This is a genomic window from Legionella erythra, from assembly GCF_001467615.1.
Taxonomy (GTDB): Bacteria; Pseudomonadota; Gammaproteobacteria; order Legionellales; family Legionellaceae; genus Legionella_C; species Legionella_C erythra.
This window is the reverse complement of the sequence record NZ_LNYA01000027.1, coordinates 1-18,658: the sequence shown is the minus strand read 5'-3', so window position 1 is coordinate 18,658 and position 18,658 is coordinate 1. Positions and strand designations below refer to the sequence as shown.

The following is an 18,658-nucleotide window of genomic DNA, read 5'->3' as shown; positions in this document are numbered from 1 at the left end:
CATATTGTCAACACTATCCAGCGCCGACAGATTATATACTATGACTAATTACACAAAATTATTTACAGACCCCTAAATCAGCAATGTCATACTCTGTCATGATTCGGCCTGATAATACCGCCGTCTCCCCCGGCAATAAAACTCATCCCAAGGCATCCATTTTTGAGTATTACAGTTAGTATAGAATATTTTTCTTGTGTGATCTGAGCGCCATTTCAAATTTAAATCCATATCATGATAGGCGTCATAACCCTTGAAAACAGCGAAACAAGCATCTTTCGTTGCACGCTCAAATTCAAATGCACGGTGTGATTTTACAAATAATTTAGACTCTTTATCCTAGTGCGCTTCTAATATTCTTTGTTGGAGTAATGCCAGCCCAAAGAATTTGAGCCTGTCCCCGATTTAAGTGTGACCTTCAGTATGGAAATCCGAGATTATAGAAGGCGCTTAGCCAATGCAACGGCCGCCATACCGTGGAAAGCGGCTCTCCCCCAAATGTAGGGGCACTTTAATCGGATTATAGTAATCTAACTCATTGATTCCCCAATCAAAAGAGGATTAAAGTGCCGAGAAAAGATATTTCATCGAAAGATGAAATTGATTCAACGTAGGGCTTATGGATTTAGAAATTTTGAAAATTATAGATTAAGAGTTAGAGTGCTTTGCGGATGAGTGAAGTGCCCCCGTAAATAGGAAAGACCCATACAACGTAGAGCTTATGGCTTTAAAAACTTTGAAAATTATAGAACAAGGGTTAGAGTACTATGCTGTTAGTTTGAAGTGCCCCCGTAAGTGGGAAAGACCCAAGATTAAATGGCGCGCTCGGAGGGACTCGAACCCCCGACACCTTGGTTCGAAGCCAAGTACTCTATCCAGCTGAGCTACGAGCGCAGAGGGGAAACTGGTGGGCCGTATAGGATTCGAACCTATGACACAAAGGTTAAAAGCCTTCTGCTCTACCGACTGAGCTAACGGCCCGATACGGGTGTATAACAACGTTTACTTTAGGACTTATGTCCACCAAAACTGGTGGGCCGTATAGGATTCGAACCTATGACACAAAGGTTAAAAGCCTTCTGCTCTACCGACTGAGCTAACGGCCCAAAGAGGCTGGAATAATACCTTATCAGGGTAAAATTTCAAGTGTTTTAGGCGGATTATTTTTTAATAAAACTTTACCGGTGTGCAAATTATGGTTACTGGCCAACACAGTCCACCCGTCTTCCGCCAATTTCTTCTGCTGATCAATCAAGGATTCACTCGGCACAATGAGCAATAACACATCCGCCCCCATGGCACCGCAACCTTTGGCCGCCAGAATCTGGTTATTGGCTTTCAAAGCCTGCAGATAATTCAGCGTATGGGGCGCCATTAAACGCAGGTCAGTCAACTGTTGCTGGTAGTCATTTACGGCATTAACCAGCCTGTCGTCATCGGCCTCGATAAAGGCCTGGCGAGCCTCTTCCGCAATACTGGATAACTTGGCCGTCGAATGCGGCAGCGCCACGCGCTGCAAATGGTAATGCGTTGCCAATTTTTGACCACTGTGCAGCAATAGAAAAGACAACTGTTTAAACGGCCAATCGTAATGTTCAAGCAGATCTTTCTGGCGATGGATGTAAACACAACGATGCTGGGTTTGCGCCATCACATCATAACCGCTGGGCCGGATACCTTCGCCTCGCCAACTGGCTTGATAATACGCTTCAAGTAAAACCTGACGGCTGGCTTTGACGTGCAGTAAACCACAACTGGCCAAGTAGGCTCCGATAAATTGGGCGCTTGAGGCGCCAAGACCGCCTTTACCAGCATAAGGATCGTGCCAGAGAAGGCTTTTGGCCGGGATACGATGCGTAGCCCACCAATGACCCGCGGGAGAGTCCGGATGGATGCCCTCATGATGATCGCCCTCCACCAGGGTCATTTCAAAGCAAGGCGATGTGGTTAAGAGAATGGCGGGTCCGCCGGCAACCGCTGCGTACTCACCGACTAAAAATGTTTTTGCAGGAATTGCCCACTTCATGTCAACCCGCCGCCTGTCGAATTTCGGCCAACAACTCACAGGCATTATTAACACTGATGCGCTTGTTGATACGAAGCCAGCTTTTTAATTTTTCCTTCAAAACCGGCATTTCCTTATCGGTGGCCCCGGCAACCAACACCAGGTTGTCAATGTGCAATTTCATATGGCCCTGAATAATCCCTTCCGTACAGAGCGCTCGTAAGGCGCCCAGGTTTTGCGTCAAGCCCACGGCGGCGATAATACGGGACAGATGATTGGCTGATTCAATACCCATCATGCGCAGGCACATCTTGGCCGTTGGATGCAATGCGGTTACACCGCCCACCGTTCCCACGACAATCGGTGCGGTAAGCTGTCCAATCAGCTGCCCCTCTTGGTAACGCCACTCTGAAATCGCTTGATAACGGCCAGAGCGCGTCGCATAAGCATGAACCCCCGCTTCCACAGCCCGCCAATCGTTGCCCGTGGCAATCAATACGGGATCAATGCCATTCATGACGCCTTTATTATGGGTGGCGGCGCGATAGGGATCCGATTCCGCGAATAACGAGGCTTCCTGCAGACGCTCGCCCAACTCCGGATCAATGCCATTAATCGTGACCCTGGCTGTCGTTAATTTCTGATCATTTAAATTGGACAGAATGCACATCGTGACCTGTTCGCCGGTTAAGCGTTCAAGCGGCGTTTTTAAATACTCAAGCACTTGATTAATGATATTGGCACCCATGGCATCGCAGCTGTTCATGGTCAAATGGATAATGGCCATGTCGCCGCCGTCTTCGCGGGTTAAATGACGCAGCACCAGGTCAACCACCCCACCGCCGCGTTTGACCATGGTCATCGCCACGTCTTCATTGGCTTTTTCAATGAGAAATTGCTTATTTTCCTCGAAGATGGCAGCAAGATGAGCAAAATTTTTAACTTTAGCAAATTGAATTTGACCCAAAATGCATTCGCCGTCCACCCAGGTTTCAATATGACCGTGTTGCCTTATCCACTTGGCTGTTTTGGACAGCGCCGCGATAATAGACGTTTCTTCCACTGCGAGGGGGATCACGTAATCACAGCCATCGATACGGAAATTGGTCGCCACCCCCAATGGCAATTGAAAATAGCCAATAACATTTTCAATCAATTTGTCAGCAAGCAGGGTATTCTGCACCCCGCCTTCACGGAGAAAATGAATATCTTCCCTGGTCAAAGCCCCCAGTTGAAGCAAGCGTTGAAATCGCTCCTCACGGTTTAACTTGGAGAAGCCCTGAAATAATTGATCAGCTGAATGGTTCATGGACATGCCTTCCCCTTTAACTCCGACAAATTTAAGCTACCTGTACAAAACATAGCGACTTTTAACTCGTACTCTATCGTGGCCATACGTTCCACTACCTGCTCAAAACCCATTAACGCCACCTCAAGCATAGGCTTGGCAAAACCCACCGTTGAAGCGCCTAAAGCAATCAAACGTGCGGCGTCTAAACCATGGCGGACTCCCCCTGAACCCCATATTTCATAATGAGGATGGATGGCTGCCGCCTCTCTGACGCTGGCGACGGTCGTCACGCCCCAATTGGCAAACGTTTTTGCCGCCTGTTGCCGTTCAGACGATTGAGCGGCGCGATGACCTTCGATCCGCCCCCAATGCGTACCGCCCAAACCGCTGACATCCACTGCCGCGATGCCTGTATTATTCAGGCGGTTTAAGGTAGATGCGGAAAAGCCGCAACCGGTTTCCTTAATGACCACCGGGATAGGTAAGGCTGTCACCACACGCTCAATGGCCTGCCAGGAGCCTTTAAATTGCGGTGTACCCTCTGGTTGAATCACTTCCTGCAGGGGGTTGCAATGCACAATCAGGGCTCGGGCCTGCAAGGTATCAGTCAGTTGCTGAATGCGCTTAAGCGGCGTTTCAATCAACTGAGCGATGCCAATATTACTCATTAACACGACCTTAGGGTAATCGCGTCTTAAGGGCAACCATTCAAAGGCGGCCTCATCATCCATCAATTCCCGGCGCTGCGAACCCACCCCCATTGCCCAGCCTTTTTCCGCGCAGGCCGCAATCAGATGGCGGTTGATACGGGCCGCTTCCTGATGCCCTGCGGTCATGGAGCTAACCAGAAACGGTGTATTGACCGATTCGCCAAAACGCGTGCCTTGCAGGGAGATGTCAGCAAAATCAAGATCAGGAAGCGCTTCATGCACCAGATGAACGGTATCCAGCTCATTCATGGCTTCAGTCTGATTACACGGCATCAGAGCTAATTCAATATGGTCCTGCTTGCGTTTTTCAAATTGGCTGTAAGGATTTTGCATGCTGGTTCACAACGCCCACAGAAAATGGTAGCGATTTTATCATAATCGGTGGAGAGCAACCATAAAACCACAAAACTAATCCTTGCTTTTGTTCAGCAGCGTGTAAATGTCATTTAAGCGGGTATTTAACCGGGTAAAAAAATGCATCAAATTAAAGTAGCCGAGCCCCTGGTTATCCAGGTGGGAAAAACGCGCAGGATCCTCTTCAATGGCCCTGGTTACGAGTGCAATCATATCACAAGGCGGCTTCATGGCTTCATGCGGTTCATGCTTTAACCGTTTGATTAGGGTTTCAATATTGTGCTGGGTCGTCTCCACCACCTGACGGATACGTTGTTTATCGTCCCTGCTTAAATAATTCATCAACCATTGATACGCATCGAGCACCCCGACAACATATTGAGTACAAATGGCCGTTTGGGTTAACAGCACACCAAAATCATGACGATTGATGTAATGAAACAGGACCTCATACCGAATGGCGATGGCCTTTTTCCGAATCGCCTGAAAATCAGCGGCCAACGGAAAACTGATGACCGGTAAACTGAGTGACGACTGATTGAGAAAGCCCAGACTTAAAGACGCCTTCATTTTTTCAAAGTGACCGATAAACAAACCGGGAACATCGGTTTTAACCGGTAAAAAAAAGCAGCCCACCAACACGGCAATCAAGGCACCCAAGGCTGTATCGAGGATACGCTCCTCCAGTAAAACCAGATTCCAGGCGCCAATCATGGCAAACAAAAAGACAATAAATCCGGTCAGGGCAAATACCGCAAGCAAATGGTAAATCGGGAAAAAGAAAACCGTAAAAAACACAAAAATTAAAAGAATAACCGGGATCAATGCACTTTCTGGCGGCAGTAAAAAATAAAGCACGGTTCCTGACAGACCGCCTAAAATGGTCATGCTGACTCGTTCAAGCGAGCGCTTAACGCTCTCTCCGAAGGTTTGGGTCGTCAGCACCATGGCCGTCAGGGTCGTCCAATAGCCTCGTTCAAGATTGAAGGCAAGGCTTATGCATTCAGCAATGCTGATGGCAATGGCAGCCTGCCAGGCCATGCGTGTGGTCCCTCTAAGCTGCATGGTCGTCACCCCGGATCAGTTCGCAAACATGTCTGTTTATAAGGGTAAAACTTAATTTGAGATGCAAAAGCGCAATCACCAGCGCCGGGTCGCGCAAATCCAGTTCATTGAATTTTTCAGCCAGCATGCTGAGGTCAACTTTCACTGAACGCCCTGTCACTGCAAAATTACCCCGCATACGCACACAGGCAAGTAAATGGGCAAACTGCTTGCTGATTTGACTCAGACAACAACGGCCGGCCCGTGACAGCGGATACGCTTTGGCATGCAGGGCCCTATAAGCTTCGAGCATCATCAGGTAGGCGTTAACCAACACGTAAAGATGAATCAGCACATCATCCACTTTTTTTTGGTCATCCAGTTCGCAATTTTCTTCAATCGTCTGATTGCTGTCGAGCAGATGATTTAAATTGGTTTTAATTTTAGCAAAAGGCAGGGTTTCAAAGTCTGCCGCCTGAGCCCCAAGCAGCAAATAACGGCGAACATCGAGCATGCCCTGGCTTATGGCTTTAAAAATATGATTGCTGTTATTAACGAATAAATACCGGTAATTTTGCGGAAATACCAGCATCATGACCGCCGCAGCAATCAACAAGCCCGCCAACAAGCCATATATATGCAACAAGGCCTGTGTCGTTGATTGAAACGGCAGGATAGTGGCCACAAAGCAAAGCATCCAGGCGATCATTGGCGCCATGCTGGTCTGCAAACCAAAACGCCTGGCATAATTCACGGCAAACCCCAAAAGCACCAGGACAATGGCAGTCCATTCCTGTGAATCGCGAATCAGCAATCCCACAATGAACAAACCAAAATAAATACTGTCAAACAACAGCACCTGATAGAAGCGGGACAGCCAGGTCGTCGCTACAATTCCCTGCATGGACATGCCGGCGGCAAAGGCGGCCATGACCTGAGTGAGCTGGGTTTCATGACGCATAAACCATAGCGCGATGAGGATAGCCACCAGGGTTTTAACGGCTTGCTTTAATTGAAAATAGCCAGGATCGATATTCCACAGCACAGTTTGCCAGCGTTTAAAATAAATCACGGAGTTTTTGCGAAGGCAAGGGGTTTCGTATTATCCTAGGCTATTTCTCGTGTAAATGACAATGTATGGCTAAACGAACGGCTAAGGCTGAGTTTGTTTTCAACAAGAAAAAAAAGACCTTCCTGTGCAAAGGCCCCTGGTCCGTTCTGAAACTGGGCGGGCTGGTTGACTCCTTTCACACCATTGAATTACCCGATGAGCCTCAGGTGACGGTCAGCGGCGCCGAGTTATCCCAATTTGATAGCGCAGGCGCCCTGACATTGGTCCATTGTATAGCCATCTTTAAATCACGCGGCAAAGAAACGAAACTGGTTGATTTTAATCCTGAACAGCAATCCCTGCTGGAGCTCATCCAATCCAAGCACGACGCCATTGAATATAAAATTCCGCCGGTCAAACAGGAAAACATCCTTCACCGCATCGGCAAGGAAACCGTGCACAAACTGAATCAGGCCGATGGATTTATCATCCTTTTGGGCGATCTGACCACCAAATTTTTTGAAGCCTGCGCGCAGTGGCGGCGTTTTCAACTACCCAGTGTCGCATCCATTATCGATTCCGCTGGCATCCAGTCCCTGCCCATTGTTGGCCTGCTGTCTTTTTTAATAGGCGTGGTACTAGCCTATCAGATGGGGTTACAGCTTCAGACCTATGGCGCCAATATTTTTATTGCCTACCTCTCCGGTATGGCTATTTTTCGTGAGTTTTCCCCCTTGATTACCGCCATTATTGTCGCCGGCCGCACCAGTTCCGCCTTTACCGCACAAATCGGCAGCATGAAAATCAACGAGGAAGTCGACGCCTTGCTGACCATGGGCTTATCGCCGGTAGAGCTTTTAGTCATGCCCAAAGTCATGGGACTGCTGCTCATTTTTCCTTTATTGATCTTCTGGTCAGATATTTTCAGCATTATCGGCGCGATGATGATGTCAAAATCGATGTTAAATGTCGGCTACATTGATTTTTTAGCCCGTCTTAAAGATTCCGTCGGCCTCGATCAATTACTACTCGGCCTCTATAAAGCGCCGGCGTTCGCCTTAATCGTTTCGCTGGTCGGTTGTTTTCAGGGCTTTCTGGTTGAAGCCAATGCCGACAGCGTTGGCAGCCAGACGACCCGAAGCGTGGTCCAGGCCTTGTTTCTCATCATCATTGCCGATGCCATTTTCTCTGTCGTTTACAGCTGGATGGGTATTTAAATGGCCGAACCCGTCATTGAAATTGCAGGATTAAAAAACTGCCTTTCCGGTCAGTGGGTCCATAGCGATGTCAATTTAACCGTGGAAAAGGGAGAAATTCTGGCCATTATCGGCGGAAGCGGCAGCGGCAAGACCACTATACTGCGCAGCTTACTCATGCTGCTTAAGCCCACAGCCGGAACACTGAAAATTTTTGGTGAAGATTTATCGACCCTGGACAGCCGTCAAGCAGATGCCATCCGCAGGCGTTGGGGCATGCTTTTTCAGCACAGCGCTCTTTTTTCGGCCATGACGGTACTGGAAAACATTACCTTTCCAATGCGGGAATTTACGGATCTTGAAAAAAATTTCATGGATGAACTGGCCATGCTTAAAATCGCTATGGTCGGTCTTCCCAAAGAAGCAGCCAGCAAATTTCCAGCCCAGTTAAGCGGCGGAATGCAGCGGCGGGCGGCCGCCGCGCGGGCCATTGCCATGGATCCTGAATTGTTGTTTCTCGATGAGCCGACAACGGGTCTCGATCCGCGAAGCGCCAGGCAATTTGATGAGCTCATCCGCTTTTTGCGTGATGCCTTGAATCTCACCGTGGTGATGGTCAGTCATGATATACAGTCACTAAAAAACATCACGGATCGCGTCGCTTTTGTCGGAGAGGGCAAAATTTTATGCGTCGCACCAATTGAAGAATTGCAGAAAAATCCTCATCCGCTGATTGCTGATTACTTCAGTAAACTCTAAACTGGTGAGATAGAACTACAGGAGCATCCTTTTGGAAGCGAAAACCAACTACACCATGGTCGGCCTGACCGTGCTGATCTTAACCGCGGCGCTGCTGGCAGCTGCTCTGTGGTTATCGGTTGGGTTTGATCAGAAAAAATACACTGTTTATGCCGTTTACATCCATGAAGCGGTGTCCGGTTTAAGTGAAGAATCACCGGTTAAATACAATGGGGTGCAAGTGGGATATGTCAGAAAAATTGAATTAAACCGCTTGGACCCGCAACAGGTCAAAATTCTGTTGGACATTGAAGACGGTACCCCTATTACTACCAGCACGACGGCTACCTTAATTTCCCAGGGCATTACCGGCACAACCTACGTAGGCTTATCAGCGACCTCGTCTGATCTGACGCCCTTAAAAAAGATTCCGAAGGAGCCTTACCCGATTATTCCCGCCCGTCCGTCTTTGTTTAATCAACTCGACAGCGTGCTTAAAGAAGTCTCTGAAAATATAAACAGTGTGAGTGTCGAGATTAAGCGGATTTTCGATAAAAAAAATGCCGAGAGCCTGCACAATACCCTGGTCAATCTTGAAAAATTTACCGGCGTGCTGGCTGATAACAAGCAACACATCGACCGAACCCTGGAAAACACCGATATCATGGTAGGTCATATCGCTCAGGTCAGCAAAGAACTGCCGCGCCTGAGTCAGGACCTGAAAATCAGCATCGCCCACATTACCCGCATGGCTGACAGCATTTCCAATGCGGGAGACCGGGTCTCTTCAGCCATGGATTCGGGCAAATCCACCATCGATAAAATATCGCAGCAAACCATTCCGCCGGCCATTATCCTGTTAAGACGGCTAAATACCATTGCCGCCAATCTCGAACAGGTGAGCAACCAGATGCGGCAAAATCCGTCAGTACTCATACGGGGTACCAAACCCTTGAAACCAGGTCCGGGAGAATAGACGTGAAAAAAGTAACGCTTGTTTCACTCGCCCTCCTCCTGCTTGGCGGCTGCTCCGTCAAGCAGGCGGTCACGAATCAGTACAAGCTTGATGCCTATAGCCAGAAACACTATGGGCATCCTGCCGGTCGTGTATCCATTCTGGTGACCGCGCCAGAAGCCGTATCAGGGTATGATACTTCACAAATGGTGTATGTAAAAAAACCCTTCGAAGTATTGCCTTTTGCCCACAATGCCTGGATAGAGCCGCCAGCGGACATGCTGTTCCCGCTCATTTCGCAAAGCCTGCAGCGCAGCGGTTATTTTTATGCCGTCGCCACCAGTCCCATTTCGGACAAAACCGACTACCGTCTTGATACCCAGTTGATTGAACTTGAACAAAATTTTCTCACGCACCCCAGTACCATGGCTTTCACAGCCAAGGCAGTGCTTACCCGCATCAGCGATAACCAGGTCTTAGCCTCCCGCGATTTTCGTTTTAAAATCCCCTGTCCTGCCGATACGCCCTATGGCGGGGTGCTGGCGGCCAACCAGATTACCATACGCTTTACGGCGGAGCTGACGGAATTTATCGTGGGGCATATCCGGCATGATCGGCACAAATAACAAAAACCTGCCCTGATTGGCGTTTCCTAATGGCGAAATGATTAAAACAATTGTACAATGACCCGCCATTGTGGCGCTTTAACTTATCTGTATATTACGAATAACAAGGAGAAAAGGATGAAAGGCAAATCGTTTCTAAAACTGGGTCTTGTTGCTGCTAGCATCGTCCTGCTCGCTGCCTGTGCGAAAAAAACACCAGGCAGTGCAGACATGATGAGTGATAGTGAAGCATCAGCTCACGGTTTGGGGCAATTTAGTCGATTTGCAGGTCAAGAACCTGGTGAATCCTACACGACCCAGGCACCTCATAACCAACTGTACCTGTTTGCTTACGATGACAGTACTTTCAATCCCAAATACATGGCTTCTCTTGATGCCCAATCCGACTACTTAAAGTCCCATCCAGGCGCACGTATTCTGTTAGCCGGCCACACCGACGAGCGCGGCAGCCGTGAGTACAACATTGCCCTGGGCGAGCGACGCGCCAACACCGTGGCTGAACTGATGCGTATGGCCGGTGTAAGCCGCAGCCAAATCCGTGTGGTAAGCTATGGTAAAGAGCGTCCAGCCAACTATGGTCATGACGAAGCCTCTCACCGTCAAAACCGACGTGTTGAGTTAACTTATGAGGCCACCCGATGATGAGCGCACATCAACGCTTACTTGCCTTGTTTTTCTGTTGCCTGCTGCCCCTGCATAGCCATGCAGAGGCCCCCGTGGTGGACGATAGCGAAAACTTTGCAATTCTTGATGAACAACAGGCTGCCATGGAGCAGTCTGTTGCCAAAGCACAATTAGACATGGATGAAGAAATCCCATTGGCCAGGGATGACAACCAGAGTGGCGGCGATAATGCCGAGCTACTGGACAAAATTCAGGGCATGCAACAGGAAATTCAAGAGTTGCGCGGTCAACTTGAAGTGCAATCCCATGATTTAAAATTATTACAGCAACAACAATTAGCTTTTTATAAAGATTTGGATGCCCGATTAAGAAACAACCCTGCTCCAGCCAAATCGGCCCAGGCACCGGCACCAACCGCCCCTACCGAATTATCCGTGGGCAGCCCGACACCGTCGTCGGTTAAAACACCCGAACCTGCACCAGTAGCGACACCGGCTCCGCAGCCAACACCCACACCTGTTGCAACCGCCCTTCCTGGCAAAAGCAACCCGGCTGATGAACAAATCAGTTACCTTGCCGCTTATGAACTGGTTAAAAACAAGCGTTTTGATGACGCCTTAACGGCCATGAAAAATTTTGTGACTAACTATCCTCAGGGAGGTTACACCGCCAATGCGCATTATTGGTTGGGTGAACTATACATGGTCAAAAAGAATTACCCAGAAGCAATCGAGCATTTTGACGTGGTACTGAAACAGTTCCCAACGTCCAGCAAGGCCGCTGCCTGCAGCTTGAAAATAGGCTATGCGCTGGCTGCATCCGGTAAACCGGCTGAAGCAAAAAAGCACCTGCAGCAGGTGATCAGCAATTACCCTGACACCCCCACAGCCCAATTGGCTGCGGCAAAATTAAAATCGCTTAATGCCTCATGACCCGTGTAGCTAATCAATTACGAATTACGGAGATATTTCATTCATTGCAGGGGGAATCCACCACGGTAGGCCTACCTACCGTGTTTATTCGCTTAACCGGTTGCCCGCTGCGCTGTCAATATTGCGATACCGCTTATGCGTTTTCTGGCGGGGAATTAAAAACACTTGAAGACATTCTTGGGGAAGTCAGCCGATATCGCTGCCGCCATGTCTGTGTCACAGGCGGCGAACCCTTGGCGCAACCGGGCTGTATCGCCCTGTTAACCCATCTCTGCGATGCGGGATATCAGGTTTCGCTTGAAACCAGCGGAGCCCGGGATATTGCAGAAGTGGACCCACGGGTCATGGTGGTTATGGATCTTAAAACCCCGGACTCCCGCGAGTGCAGCAAAAATCGCTTTGAGAACATTCCTTACCTTAAAGTCACTGATCAAATCAAATTTGTCATCTGCAGCAGGAAAGATTACCTTTGGGCATGTGAAATCATCGAAAAATATCAGCTGACAGAGAAAGTACACGTTCTTTTTTCACCCAGTTGGAAAGAAATGGACCCAACCACTCTGGCCGATTGGATAATACAGGATCAATTGCCCGTCCGCTTCCAGATTCAATTGCATAAAATTTTATGGAATGACGCCCCAGGCCATTAAGCAAAGGAGAATACCAATGTCATGGTTTGCCCAGGCACCAGCAAACATTGCGCTGATTAAGTACATGGGAAAACAGGATGAGGGAAAAAACATTCCCGATAATCCATCCCTGTCCTATACGCTGAATACCTTGTTGACCAGTGTCCAACTGGAACGACATCCTGGCAAAGAAGATCGTTGGGAGCCGTTGCAACTCCCCGGTACAATGTCCCTAAGCCTCTCCCCTTCGGCGCAGCAGCGTTACTTAAAACACCTCGCCTTCTTAAAAAACCACTTTCAATATGAAGGCGCCTTTTTAGTCCGCTCATCCAATAATTTTCCCCATGGCAGCGGCCTTGCGAGTTCGGCATCCAGTTTTGCGGCCCTGACCTTATGCGCGGTGAAGGCCTTAAGCGAATTAAGCGGCACTCCCCTGCCCACCATAGAAGAGCAGGCCCGGTTAAGCCGTGTAGGATCCGGGTCGTCCTGCCGCTCGTTCTTTTCACCCTGGGCCATTTGGGAAGGGGAGACCGTCAAAGGCATCGATTTACCCTACCGCGAACTGATTCATCAGGTGGTGATTGTCAGTCATGCAGAAAAGCAGGTGCCGTCAAGTCAGGCTCACCGCCTGATTAAAAGCAGTCCGTTTTACCCCAACCGCAGTCAACGGGCGCAAGACAACCTGAACGCTTTGCTGAATGCACTGCATGCAAAAGACTGGACAAGTGCGTATGAAATCTGTTGGCGGGAATTTCATGACATGCACCGTTTGTTTTCAACCTGCGCACAACCCTTTACCTACATGACCGACGAGGGTAATGCCCTTCTTCAAAAATTGCAGGATTTATGGCAACACAAGGGTGACGGCCCACTGGTCACCATGGATGCCGGCCCCAATATTCATTTACTTTACCGTGTTGATCAGACGGACTTGGCCAGACAATTTGAACAGGATCATTTAGCAGGTCAGTACGATGTATTATGATTTTGAGACTGTTACTCATGGCAAATGGATTTTAGCCGGTGAGCATGCCGTATTGCGCGGCAAAGGCGCCCTGGTTTTTCCAATCAAAGAAAAAAGGCTATCCTTACGGTATACCCCTACCCCCTCAACCCTGAGTGCCGATAGCGAAGGCAGCAGCGGCACCGACATGCGGCTGTTATTCTGGAGCGTTTTGGAACATGGGCATCAACTGCTTGGCACATCGCTCCATCAGTTAACCGGCCATTTTCACCTGGACAGCAATATCCCTATTGGTGTAGGGATGGGTGCCTCTGCGGTCCTCTGTGTCGCCATGGCCCGCTGGTTTGCCGCTCAACAGCTTATTCCTGCAAGCAATATTGCTCCCTTTGCCCGGCAATTGGAACATTTGTTTCATGGCCAAAGCAGCGGCCTGGACATTGCCGGCGTGGCAGCCAGTCACCCTGTTTTTTTTCAAAATGGTCAGGTTGAGCCCGTACAGCTATGCTGGCAGCCCTACTGGTATTTGTCTTCCTGCGGACAAATTGGCATTACCTCGCACTGCATCCAGCAAGTGAATTCACTCTGGGCCAAGGATGTGACGCAAGCCCAACGGATTGATGACTTGATGGACGAGGCTGTGCATAAAGCCAGAAACGCACTTGGCCGATCAGATAACAAAGCCCTGCCCTTGCTGGCCGAAGCCATCCGTCTGGGCGGGGACTGCTTTAAACAATGGGGATTAGTCAGCGAAAATCTGCATCAGCACATGAACATGCTCTACGATCATGGGGCACTCGCAGTGAAACCAACCGGATCCGGCAGCGGCGGCTATGTGCTAAGTTTATGGGAGACACCCCCTGTGGCTGTGCCCGTTGACCTGATAAATGTTTAAAATTTTATCAAAAAACTTGAATATCAACCAGGTACAGGTTACCATCGCCATCAACAACCAGGCCCAGTCGTCGCTGAGCCTGCTCAATAAGGACTGATCATGTTTGAATGGCTTACCCGTTATTTTTATACCCATAAGCAAAGATACACCACGCCTGTTCGTCTCACTGAACAGCCCATTGCTGTGCCATTGGATAAAAAAATCACAACAGAACAAGACAATATCCCAAGCAGTGGGGCTGCATCAACCCCTGATTCATCCGCAATGCCACAATCGAACAAAAATCAGAGTTCTTATGTCTATATATGGCTTAAAACCTTGAATGGGCCTGGGCATGCCGCTATTCAGATTGGCGGCTCAAAACCAAAATTAAATCCCGATGACGAGGGGGATTACGGCAGCATTCATCCCAGTAATTTCCCTTCCATGGGCCCCATGGCCGTATTGCCTCTAGAGGCCGATATGGCACAAAATCTGATGCAGGATATGCAATTGGAAGCCAACGCCGGCCAAAACCCGCTTTTCACCGACATGGATACACCGTCTCCTTTACCCACATCAGAAAGACCACCGAAAAAACCCGATTTAACGTTTGCACTTGATCATCTGGATACCAATGCCATGCAACAACGGCTATTACAGGTAAAAAAACAAATTGATGAGGGAGACATGCATTACCAGTTGCTGCCAAAGGTTGATGTAGTCAAACTACTGCAAGACGCAACCCATTTTATTGCGTACGATCCCCTTGATATCCATTCATATATGAACAAACAAAGGCAATCCCCGCTTAGGCTGACGCAGGTAACCAATTGCAGCACTTTAGTGGCAGACGTTTTAAATGCCGGGGGGGCAAGCATTGAAACCAGCAAGCCCTGGGGAATAACGCCTGATGGTCTTGCGGATGAACTCCGGCATGCAGGTATTAAATTAAATTAAGCCAAGGTCCAGGCACCTGTCTCTGGGTTTGGGCGATGAAAAATGTCTTTTTGCCAAGTACTGTGCTTTTTGCACAGCTCCCATAGAGTCCTGAAGCGGGAGTTGTGCGCCTACAGCTCACTTGCCAGGGTATACACCCATCGACCAAGCCGGGTGAATACCATAGCATCATAAGCTGGATGAAGGACTTACCGAACCTTTGATGTTTGAAGAGGTTTCCGCCGTTGACGAGGCGCTATCGAAGAACCGGCTGGTAAACTCTTTTTTGTCCACGCGGACAAAGCCGGTATTTTCAAGTCTCGGTGGGAAAAACGACGGTACCAGCGTTTCAGGGACATCAACACCTGCAACACGCAACACTTCACCCACGGTAGATGTACAATTATGAACTTCAACCGGCTCAACCACATGGGAATTGTTTGGATAAACAACGATACCGCACATGTCTTCAGGTGGTTGGACGCCTAAATGATCCTGATAATTTTTGATCGTTTGTTGGGCGCTTTTGTGCGCGCTGAAAAACCGGGACGTCATGGCCGCGACCGGGTTAAATTTACCAAATACGCTATACATGGTATGCCCTTTAGACGTGCTGCGCTCGATCAGCCGTTGAGTCGCCTGGGCTTCTTTATAGGCGGTTTCATCCACGGGTTTCAACAAGACGTGATCAGACTCATCCAAATCCTGTTCATGCGTTGACGCCAACAGGGCTCGCACCGGAACAGAACCAAAAAGCATCCCGTTAATCAAAGAACCCAAAGGACCGGGATAAATACTGGTGTGGGTTACCTCGGTTTCCTCACCCGCTTTCTTTTTTACAGTACAAACCGAAGCATGGCCAGGCCCCTCTTTCGTATCTTTAACGAAAACACCGATAAAATGTTGTTGACCATCCAAGTCTTTATCTTCCAATTTGGTCTGCATAATGCCTCTTTTGTATCGTCAGTCAGGTTTTGATTCAAATCAAACCTGTTTTATCAATCCCGTTATTTTATTGCCCGAATATTATGTAAACCTTAAGAAATAAGAACTGAATGAATATTAAATTAACAATTGTTATTTTGTTCGGTTTTAATCCCTGGAGGCAACCCGCCTGATTTAGGTTTTATCTCGCCATAAATTTAGGTAAAATCAACCTACTCTTTGCGACCAGACATTCACATGAACAGGGATAATCGAAAAAAAAACAGACACGCGATTTTTTCTGTTGGAATACTGTTAATAAGCCTGACATTAGGCGGTTGCCTTGATTTGGCTACGACTCGAAGCACGATTGCAGGCAAAGCCAGCGGCGATAACCTGGCAGCGAGTGTCTATGTCATGCGCGGCGGCCTTGGCGGTATCTTTAGTACCGGCATGAACCAGTTGCAGGCCACCCTTGAAAAAAATTACCAGATTAAAACGGAAAGCACGGTTTGGTTTCGCTCCAGTGAATTAGGCAGAAGCATCGTGCGCCAATACCGCGCCGGCAACTTACACAGGCCCATTATTTTGGTTGGCCACTCGTTAGGCGCCAATGATCAGATCAAAGTGGCTCGCATTCTCTATGCCGCTAATATTCCAGTTGATTTATTAATCACGGTCGATGCGGTATCACCTTTAGCCGTCCCACCGAATGTCAAACATGTTATTAATCTCTACAAACCGTCATTTGTACCCCTGTTTAGCGGTCTTCGCGTTAAAGTCCTTGATCCCAAGCACACTCAGGTCGATAACATCAACGTCACCACATTAAACAATGTGGGCGTAAACCATTTCACTATTGAGAAAAACAAAGAAATCCAGCAGCTGATGCTGAATAATATTTTGGCTGTCATGCACAAGCCGCAAACGGCGCGACAGCACTAAAACTTAACTGAAGTAAGTATTTTTATGAAACAAAGCAATGATTTACCCAGTATCTGTGTTGTGGGTGCAGGCCCAAGCGGCCTCACAGCCGCTAAAAATTTGCTTGAACAGGGTCTAAGCAATTTTCAGGTTTTTGAAAAAAGCAACCGCCTTGGCGGCAATTGGGTTTTTGATGAAGGCAACCAGCATTCCAGCGTCTATGAAACCACGCACATCATCAGTTCAAAATACCTGTCGCAGTTTGAAGATTTCCCGATGCTGCCCGGCTACCCCGAATACCCTTCTCATCAGCAGATTCTGACTTACTTCGAAAAATATGCCGAACATTTTGGTATTGAACCCTACATTGCCTTCAATACGACAGTTGAAAGAATACATTTGCAGGCCGATAAAACTTGGCAAGTCATTTATCGCAATGAGGACGGATTGCACGAACGCGTGTTTGATTACCTGCTGATTGCCAACGGCCATCACTGGGATCCAAGAATGCCTGACTACCCGGGACACTTTAACGGCGAGATCCTCCATGCCCATCATTATAAAAAAGCGGCTCCTTTTAAAGACAAGCGGGTTTTAGTTGTCGGCGGCGGCAACTCCGCCTGCGATATCGCGGTGGAAATCTCCCGCCTGTCACCAAAAACCTGCATCAGCATGCGGCGGGGTCAGCACATTTTCCCCAAATTTATTTTTGGCAAGCCCACTGACATCGCTTTTAACAAAATCCGCTGGATACCTCACTGGCCCAAACAACTTCTGGCAGCGAGTATTATCCGCATCCTGCAAGGCCGTTATTCGAAATACAAATTACAAAAGCCGCATTGCAAACCACTGGCCATTCACCCGACCATCAACTCAGAATTGCTTTATTTTATTCGCCACGGCAAAATTTTTCCGAAGCCGGGCATTGCCCGCTTGGAAGGTAACACGGTGCATTTTATGGATGGCAAACAGGACGAGTTTGATGTGATCATTTTTGCCACCGGCTATCAAATCAGTTTCCCTTTTTTCGACAAGGATTTTCTTGATTACAGCCAACTGACCCATATTCCGCTTTACCGCAAAATGATGCATGCTACATTGGATAATCTTTATTTTATTGGTTTGTTTCAACCACAGGGATGCATATGGCCGCTGGCCGATTACCAGGCTAAAATCGCGGCTAAAATTATCGCCGGCTCATTACGCCGTCCCAGTAACATCAGTGCAAAAATCAACCGCGAAATCAAAGCGTCACGCTCACGTTTCAAGACCAGTGTACGTCATGCGTTGGAAGTGGATTATCAAACATTCCGCCGGCAATTAAGGCGTGAATTAAAAAAGGGAACATAGCCAAAAAATGAGGGCAAGAGACTATTCTACAAACTGATAATAGACTTCATCATGTTTAATCATGCCAAGCTCATACCGCGCCTGCTCTTCCAGAGCCTGCTCGCCGCTTTTCAGTTCGAGAATGTCGGCTTCAATCGCTCGATTACGGGCGGCCAGCTTTTTATTTTCTTTTTGCTGATCGACTATCTTTTGCTCAAGTTGTTGCCATTGTAAAACACTGCCATCGCCCAACCACAATTTATATTGCAGGCCGATAAGTGCAAGTATCAAAATGACCACAATGGATCGCATGGATTAGCCAGAAAGAATTATTTTCTTCATTATACACGCGGAAGTGACCATTTGGCGAGAATTTGTACCTTTTTGATGGGCATACCCCAGACATCCGCTAAGCGATTGATTATTCATTCTAAATACTTATCGACTCCAGGAAAGCACTTCCAGGTCCCCTCTCCCCAACCCTCTCCCAGAGGGAGAGGGAGTTATCTCATAACCACCGCCTTCCTATTCCCTCTCCCAGAGGGAGAGGGA

General features: G+C 48.3%; 19 protein-coding genes, 3 tRNA genes and 1 pseudogene. 13 read left to right on the top strand and 10 right to left on the bottom strand.

From position 1 onward, the window contains the following. Positions 1-582 precede the first annotated feature (582 nt). Positions 583-675, top strand: a pseudogene (locus tag Lery_RS15280) (transposase); the annotation flags it as partial. A 142-nt stretch (positions 676-817) separates the two neighbouring features. On the opposite strand, the gene Lery_RS08770 reads toward Lery_RS15280, so the two are convergent. From Lery_RS08770 to Lery_RS08735, 8 genes are all read right to left on the bottom strand, one after another. Next, positions 818-894: transfer RNA gene (locus Lery_RS08770), tRNA-Arg, on the bottom strand. Between the two features lie 11 nt (positions 895-905). Further along, a tRNA-Lys gene (locus tag Lery_RS08765) sits at positions 906-981 on the bottom strand. A 49-nt stretch (positions 982-1,030) separates the two neighbouring features. Beyond that, positions 1,031-1,106: transfer RNA gene (locus tag Lery_RS08760), tRNA-Lys, on the bottom strand. Between the two features lie 23 nt (positions 1,107-1,129). Further along, positions 1,130-2,026: a mevalonate kinase family protein gene (locus Lery_RS08755; RefSeq protein ID WP_058526887.1), complete on the bottom strand. Its 897-nt coding sequence runs from the start codon at positions 2,024-2,026 to the stop codon at positions 1,130-1,132. A gap of 1 nt (position 2,027) precedes the next feature. After that, positions 2,028-3,314: a hydroxymethylglutaryl-CoA reductase, degradative gene (locus Lery_RS08750; protein ID WP_237759192.1), complete on the bottom strand. Its 1,287-nt coding sequence runs from the start codon at positions 3,312-3,314 to the stop codon at positions 2,028-2,030. Next, complete coding sequence (gene fni / locus Lery_RS08745) at positions 3,311-4,339, bottom strand: type 2 isopentenyl-diphosphate Delta-isomerase (RefSeq protein ID WP_058526885.1); 1,029 nt, start codon at positions 4,337-4,339, stop codon at positions 3,311-3,313. Before fni ends, Lery_RS08750 begins: the two co-directional genes overlap by 4 nt. Before the next feature lie 75 nt (positions 4,340-4,414). After that, entirely contained in the window at positions 4,415-5,425 is a 1,011-nt protein-coding gene (locus tag Lery_RS08740) for an FUSC family protein (protein ID WP_082657167.1), read from the bottom strand. After that, positions 5,415-6,476 (bottom strand): hypothetical protein, encoded by a 1,062-nt coding sequence (locus Lery_RS08735; protein WP_058526883.1) that lies wholly within the window; start codon positions 6,474-6,476, stop codon positions 5,415-5,417. The genes Lery_RS08740 and Lery_RS08735 overlap by 11 nt, the downstream gene beginning before the upstream one ends. 65 nt (positions 6,477-6,541) lie before the next feature. Between Lery_RS08735 and Lery_RS08730 the strand changes: the two genes are divergently transcribed. The 10 genes from Lery_RS08730 to Lery_RS08685 all read left to right on the top strand — a co-directional run bounded on the left by Lery_RS08730 (position 6,542) and on the right by Lery_RS08685 (position 14,950). Then, on the top strand, positions 6,542-7,672 hold the full coding sequence (locus tag Lery_RS08730) for an MlaE family ABC transporter permease (RefSeq protein ID WP_058526882.1): 1,131 nt from the start codon (positions 6,542-6,544) through the stop codon (positions 7,670-7,672). After that, positions 7,673-8,410: an ABC transporter ATP-binding protein gene (locus tag Lery_RS08725; protein ID WP_058526881.1), complete on the top strand. Its 738-nt coding sequence runs from the start codon at positions 7,673-7,675 to the stop codon at positions 8,408-8,410. Between the two features lie 31 nt (positions 8,411-8,441). Continuing rightward, positions 8,442-9,365, top strand: a complete 924-nt coding sequence (locus Lery_RS08720; protein WP_065230278.1) for an MlaD family protein — start codon at positions 8,442-8,444, stop codon at positions 9,363-9,365. 2 nt (positions 9,366-9,367) lie between these two features. Then, entirely contained in the window at positions 9,368-9,970 is a 603-nt protein-coding gene (locus tag Lery_RS08715) for an ABC-type transport auxiliary lipoprotein family protein (RefSeq protein WP_058526880.1), read from the top strand. Between the two features lie 117 nt (positions 9,971-10,087). Then, the gene (pal, locus tag Lery_RS08710) at positions 10,088-10,612 is read left to right on the top strand and encodes a peptidoglycan-associated lipoprotein Pal (RefSeq protein ID WP_058526879.1); all 525 of its coding nucleotides are present in this window, start codon (positions 10,088-10,090) and stop codon (positions 10,610-10,612) included. Next, positions 10,609-11,526 (top strand): tol-pal system protein YbgF, encoded by a 918-nt coding sequence (ybgF, locus tag Lery_RS08705; protein WP_058526878.1) that lies wholly within the window; start codon positions 10,609-10,611, stop codon positions 11,524-11,526. The genes pal and ybgF overlap by 4 nt, the downstream gene beginning before the upstream one ends. Continuing rightward, positions 11,523-12,176 (top strand): 7-carboxy-7-deazaguanine synthase QueE, encoded by a 654-nt coding sequence (queE, locus tag Lery_RS08700; RefSeq protein ID WP_058526877.1) that lies wholly within the window; start codon positions 11,523-11,525, stop codon positions 12,174-12,176. Before ybgF ends, queE begins: the two co-directional genes overlap by 4 nt. 16 nt (positions 12,177-12,192) lie before the next feature. Beyond that, positions 12,193-13,140: a diphosphomevalonate decarboxylase gene (locus Lery_RS08695; protein ID WP_058526876.1), complete on the top strand. Its 948-nt coding sequence runs from the start codon at positions 12,193-12,195 to the stop codon at positions 13,138-13,140. Next, entirely contained in the window at positions 13,130-14,011 is an 882-nt protein-coding gene (locus Lery_RS08690; protein ID WP_058526875.1) for a mevalonate kinase family protein, read from the top strand. Before Lery_RS08695 ends, Lery_RS08690 begins: the two co-directional genes overlap by 11 nt. Positions 14,012-14,110: 99 nt before the next feature. Continuing rightward, positions 14,111-14,950, top strand: a complete 840-nt coding sequence (locus Lery_RS08685; RefSeq protein WP_058526874.1) for a hypothetical protein — start codon at positions 14,111-14,113, stop codon at positions 14,948-14,950. Positions 14,951-15,118: 168 nt separating this feature from the next. On the opposite strand, the gene Lery_RS08680 is transcribed toward Lery_RS08685, so the two are convergent. After that, entirely contained in the window at positions 15,119-15,874 is a 756-nt protein-coding gene (locus Lery_RS08680; RefSeq protein ID WP_058526873.1) for a hypothetical protein, read from the bottom strand. 237 nt (positions 15,875-16,111) lie between these two features. On the opposite strand from Lery_RS08680, the gene Lery_RS08675 reads away from it, so the two are divergent. Together Lery_RS08675 and Lery_RS08670 are read left to right on the top strand one after the other, a co-directional pair. Then, complete coding sequence (locus Lery_RS08675; RefSeq protein WP_058526872.1) at positions 16,112-16,798, top strand: hypothetical protein; 687 nt, start codon at positions 16,112-16,114, stop codon at positions 16,796-16,798. 24 nt (positions 16,799-16,822) lie between these two features. After that, on the top strand, positions 16,823-18,127 hold the full coding sequence (locus Lery_RS08670) for a flavin-containing monooxygenase (RefSeq protein WP_058526871.1): 1,305 nt from the start codon (positions 16,823-16,825) through the stop codon (positions 18,125-18,127). A gap of 21 nt (positions 18,128-18,148) precedes the next feature. Here the strand turns inward: Lery_RS08670 and ftsB are convergent, their stop codons facing one another. After that, positions 18,149-18,418, bottom strand: a complete 270-nt coding sequence (ftsB, locus tag Lery_RS08665; RefSeq protein WP_058526870.1) for a cell division protein FtsB — start codon at positions 18,416-18,418, stop codon at positions 18,149-18,151. Positions 18,419-18,658 lie beyond the last annotated feature (240 nt).

Bases quoted from the DNA above. Each gene is read 5' to 3' on its own strand.
- fni (WP_058526885.1), bottom strand. From the start codon at position 4,339: ATGCAAAATCCTTACAGCCAATTTGAAAAACGCAAGCAGGACCATATT.
- Lery_RS08680 (WP_058526873.1), bottom strand. From the start codon at position 15,874: ATGCAGACCAAATTGGAAGATAAAGACTTGGATGGTCAACAACATTTT.
- ftsB (WP_058526870.1), bottom strand. From the start codon at position 18,418: ATGCGATCCATTGTGGTCATTTTGATACTTGCACTTATCGGCCTGCAA.
- Lery_RS08740 (WP_082657167.1), bottom strand. From the start codon at position 5,425: ATGCAGCTTAGAGGGACCACACGCATGGCCTGGCAGGCTGCCATTGCC.
- Lery_RS08755 (WP_058526887.1), bottom strand. From the start codon at position 2,026: ATGAAGTGGGCAATTCCTGCAAAAACATTTTTAGTCGGTGAGTACGCA.
- pal (WP_058526879.1), top strand. From the start codon at position 10,088: ATGAAAGGCAAATCGTTTCTAAAACTGGGTCTTGTTGCTGCTAGCATC.
- queE (WP_058526877.1), top strand. From the start codon at position 11,523: ATGACCCGTGTAGCTAATCAATTACGAATTACGGAGATATTTCATTCA.
- Lery_RS08670 (WP_058526871.1), top strand. From the start codon at position 16,823: ATGAAACAAAGCAATGATTTACCCAGTATCTGTGTTGTGGGTGCAGGC.
- Lery_RS08695 (WP_058526876.1), top strand. From the start codon at position 12,193: ATGTCATGGTTTGCCCAGGCACCAGCAAACATTGCGCTGATTAAGTAC.
- ybgF (WP_058526878.1), top strand. From the start codon at position 10,609: ATGATGAGCGCACATCAACGCTTACTTGCCTTGTTTTTCTGTTGCCTG.
- Lery_RS08725 (WP_058526881.1), top strand. From the start codon at position 7,673: ATGGCCGAACCCGTCATTGAAATTGCAGGATTAAAAAACTGCCTTTCC.
- Lery_RS08730 (WP_058526882.1), top strand. From the start codon at position 6,542: ATGGCTAAACGAACGGCTAAGGCTGAGTTTGTTTTCAACAAGAAAAAA.
- Lery_RS08685 (WP_058526874.1), top strand. From the start codon at position 14,111: ATGTTTGAATGGCTTACCCGTTATTTTTATACCCATAAGCAAAGATAC.
- Lery_RS08675 (WP_058526872.1), top strand. From the start codon at position 16,112: ATGAACAGGGATAATCGAAAAAAAAACAGACACGCGATTTTTTCTGTT.
- Lery_RS08750 (WP_237759192.1), bottom strand. From the start codon at position 3,314: ATGAACCATTCAGCTGATCAATTATTTCAGGGCTTCTCCAAGTTAAAC.
- Lery_RS08690 (WP_058526875.1), top strand. From the start codon at position 13,130: ATGTATTATGATTTTGAGACTGTTACTCATGGCAAATGGATTTTAGCC.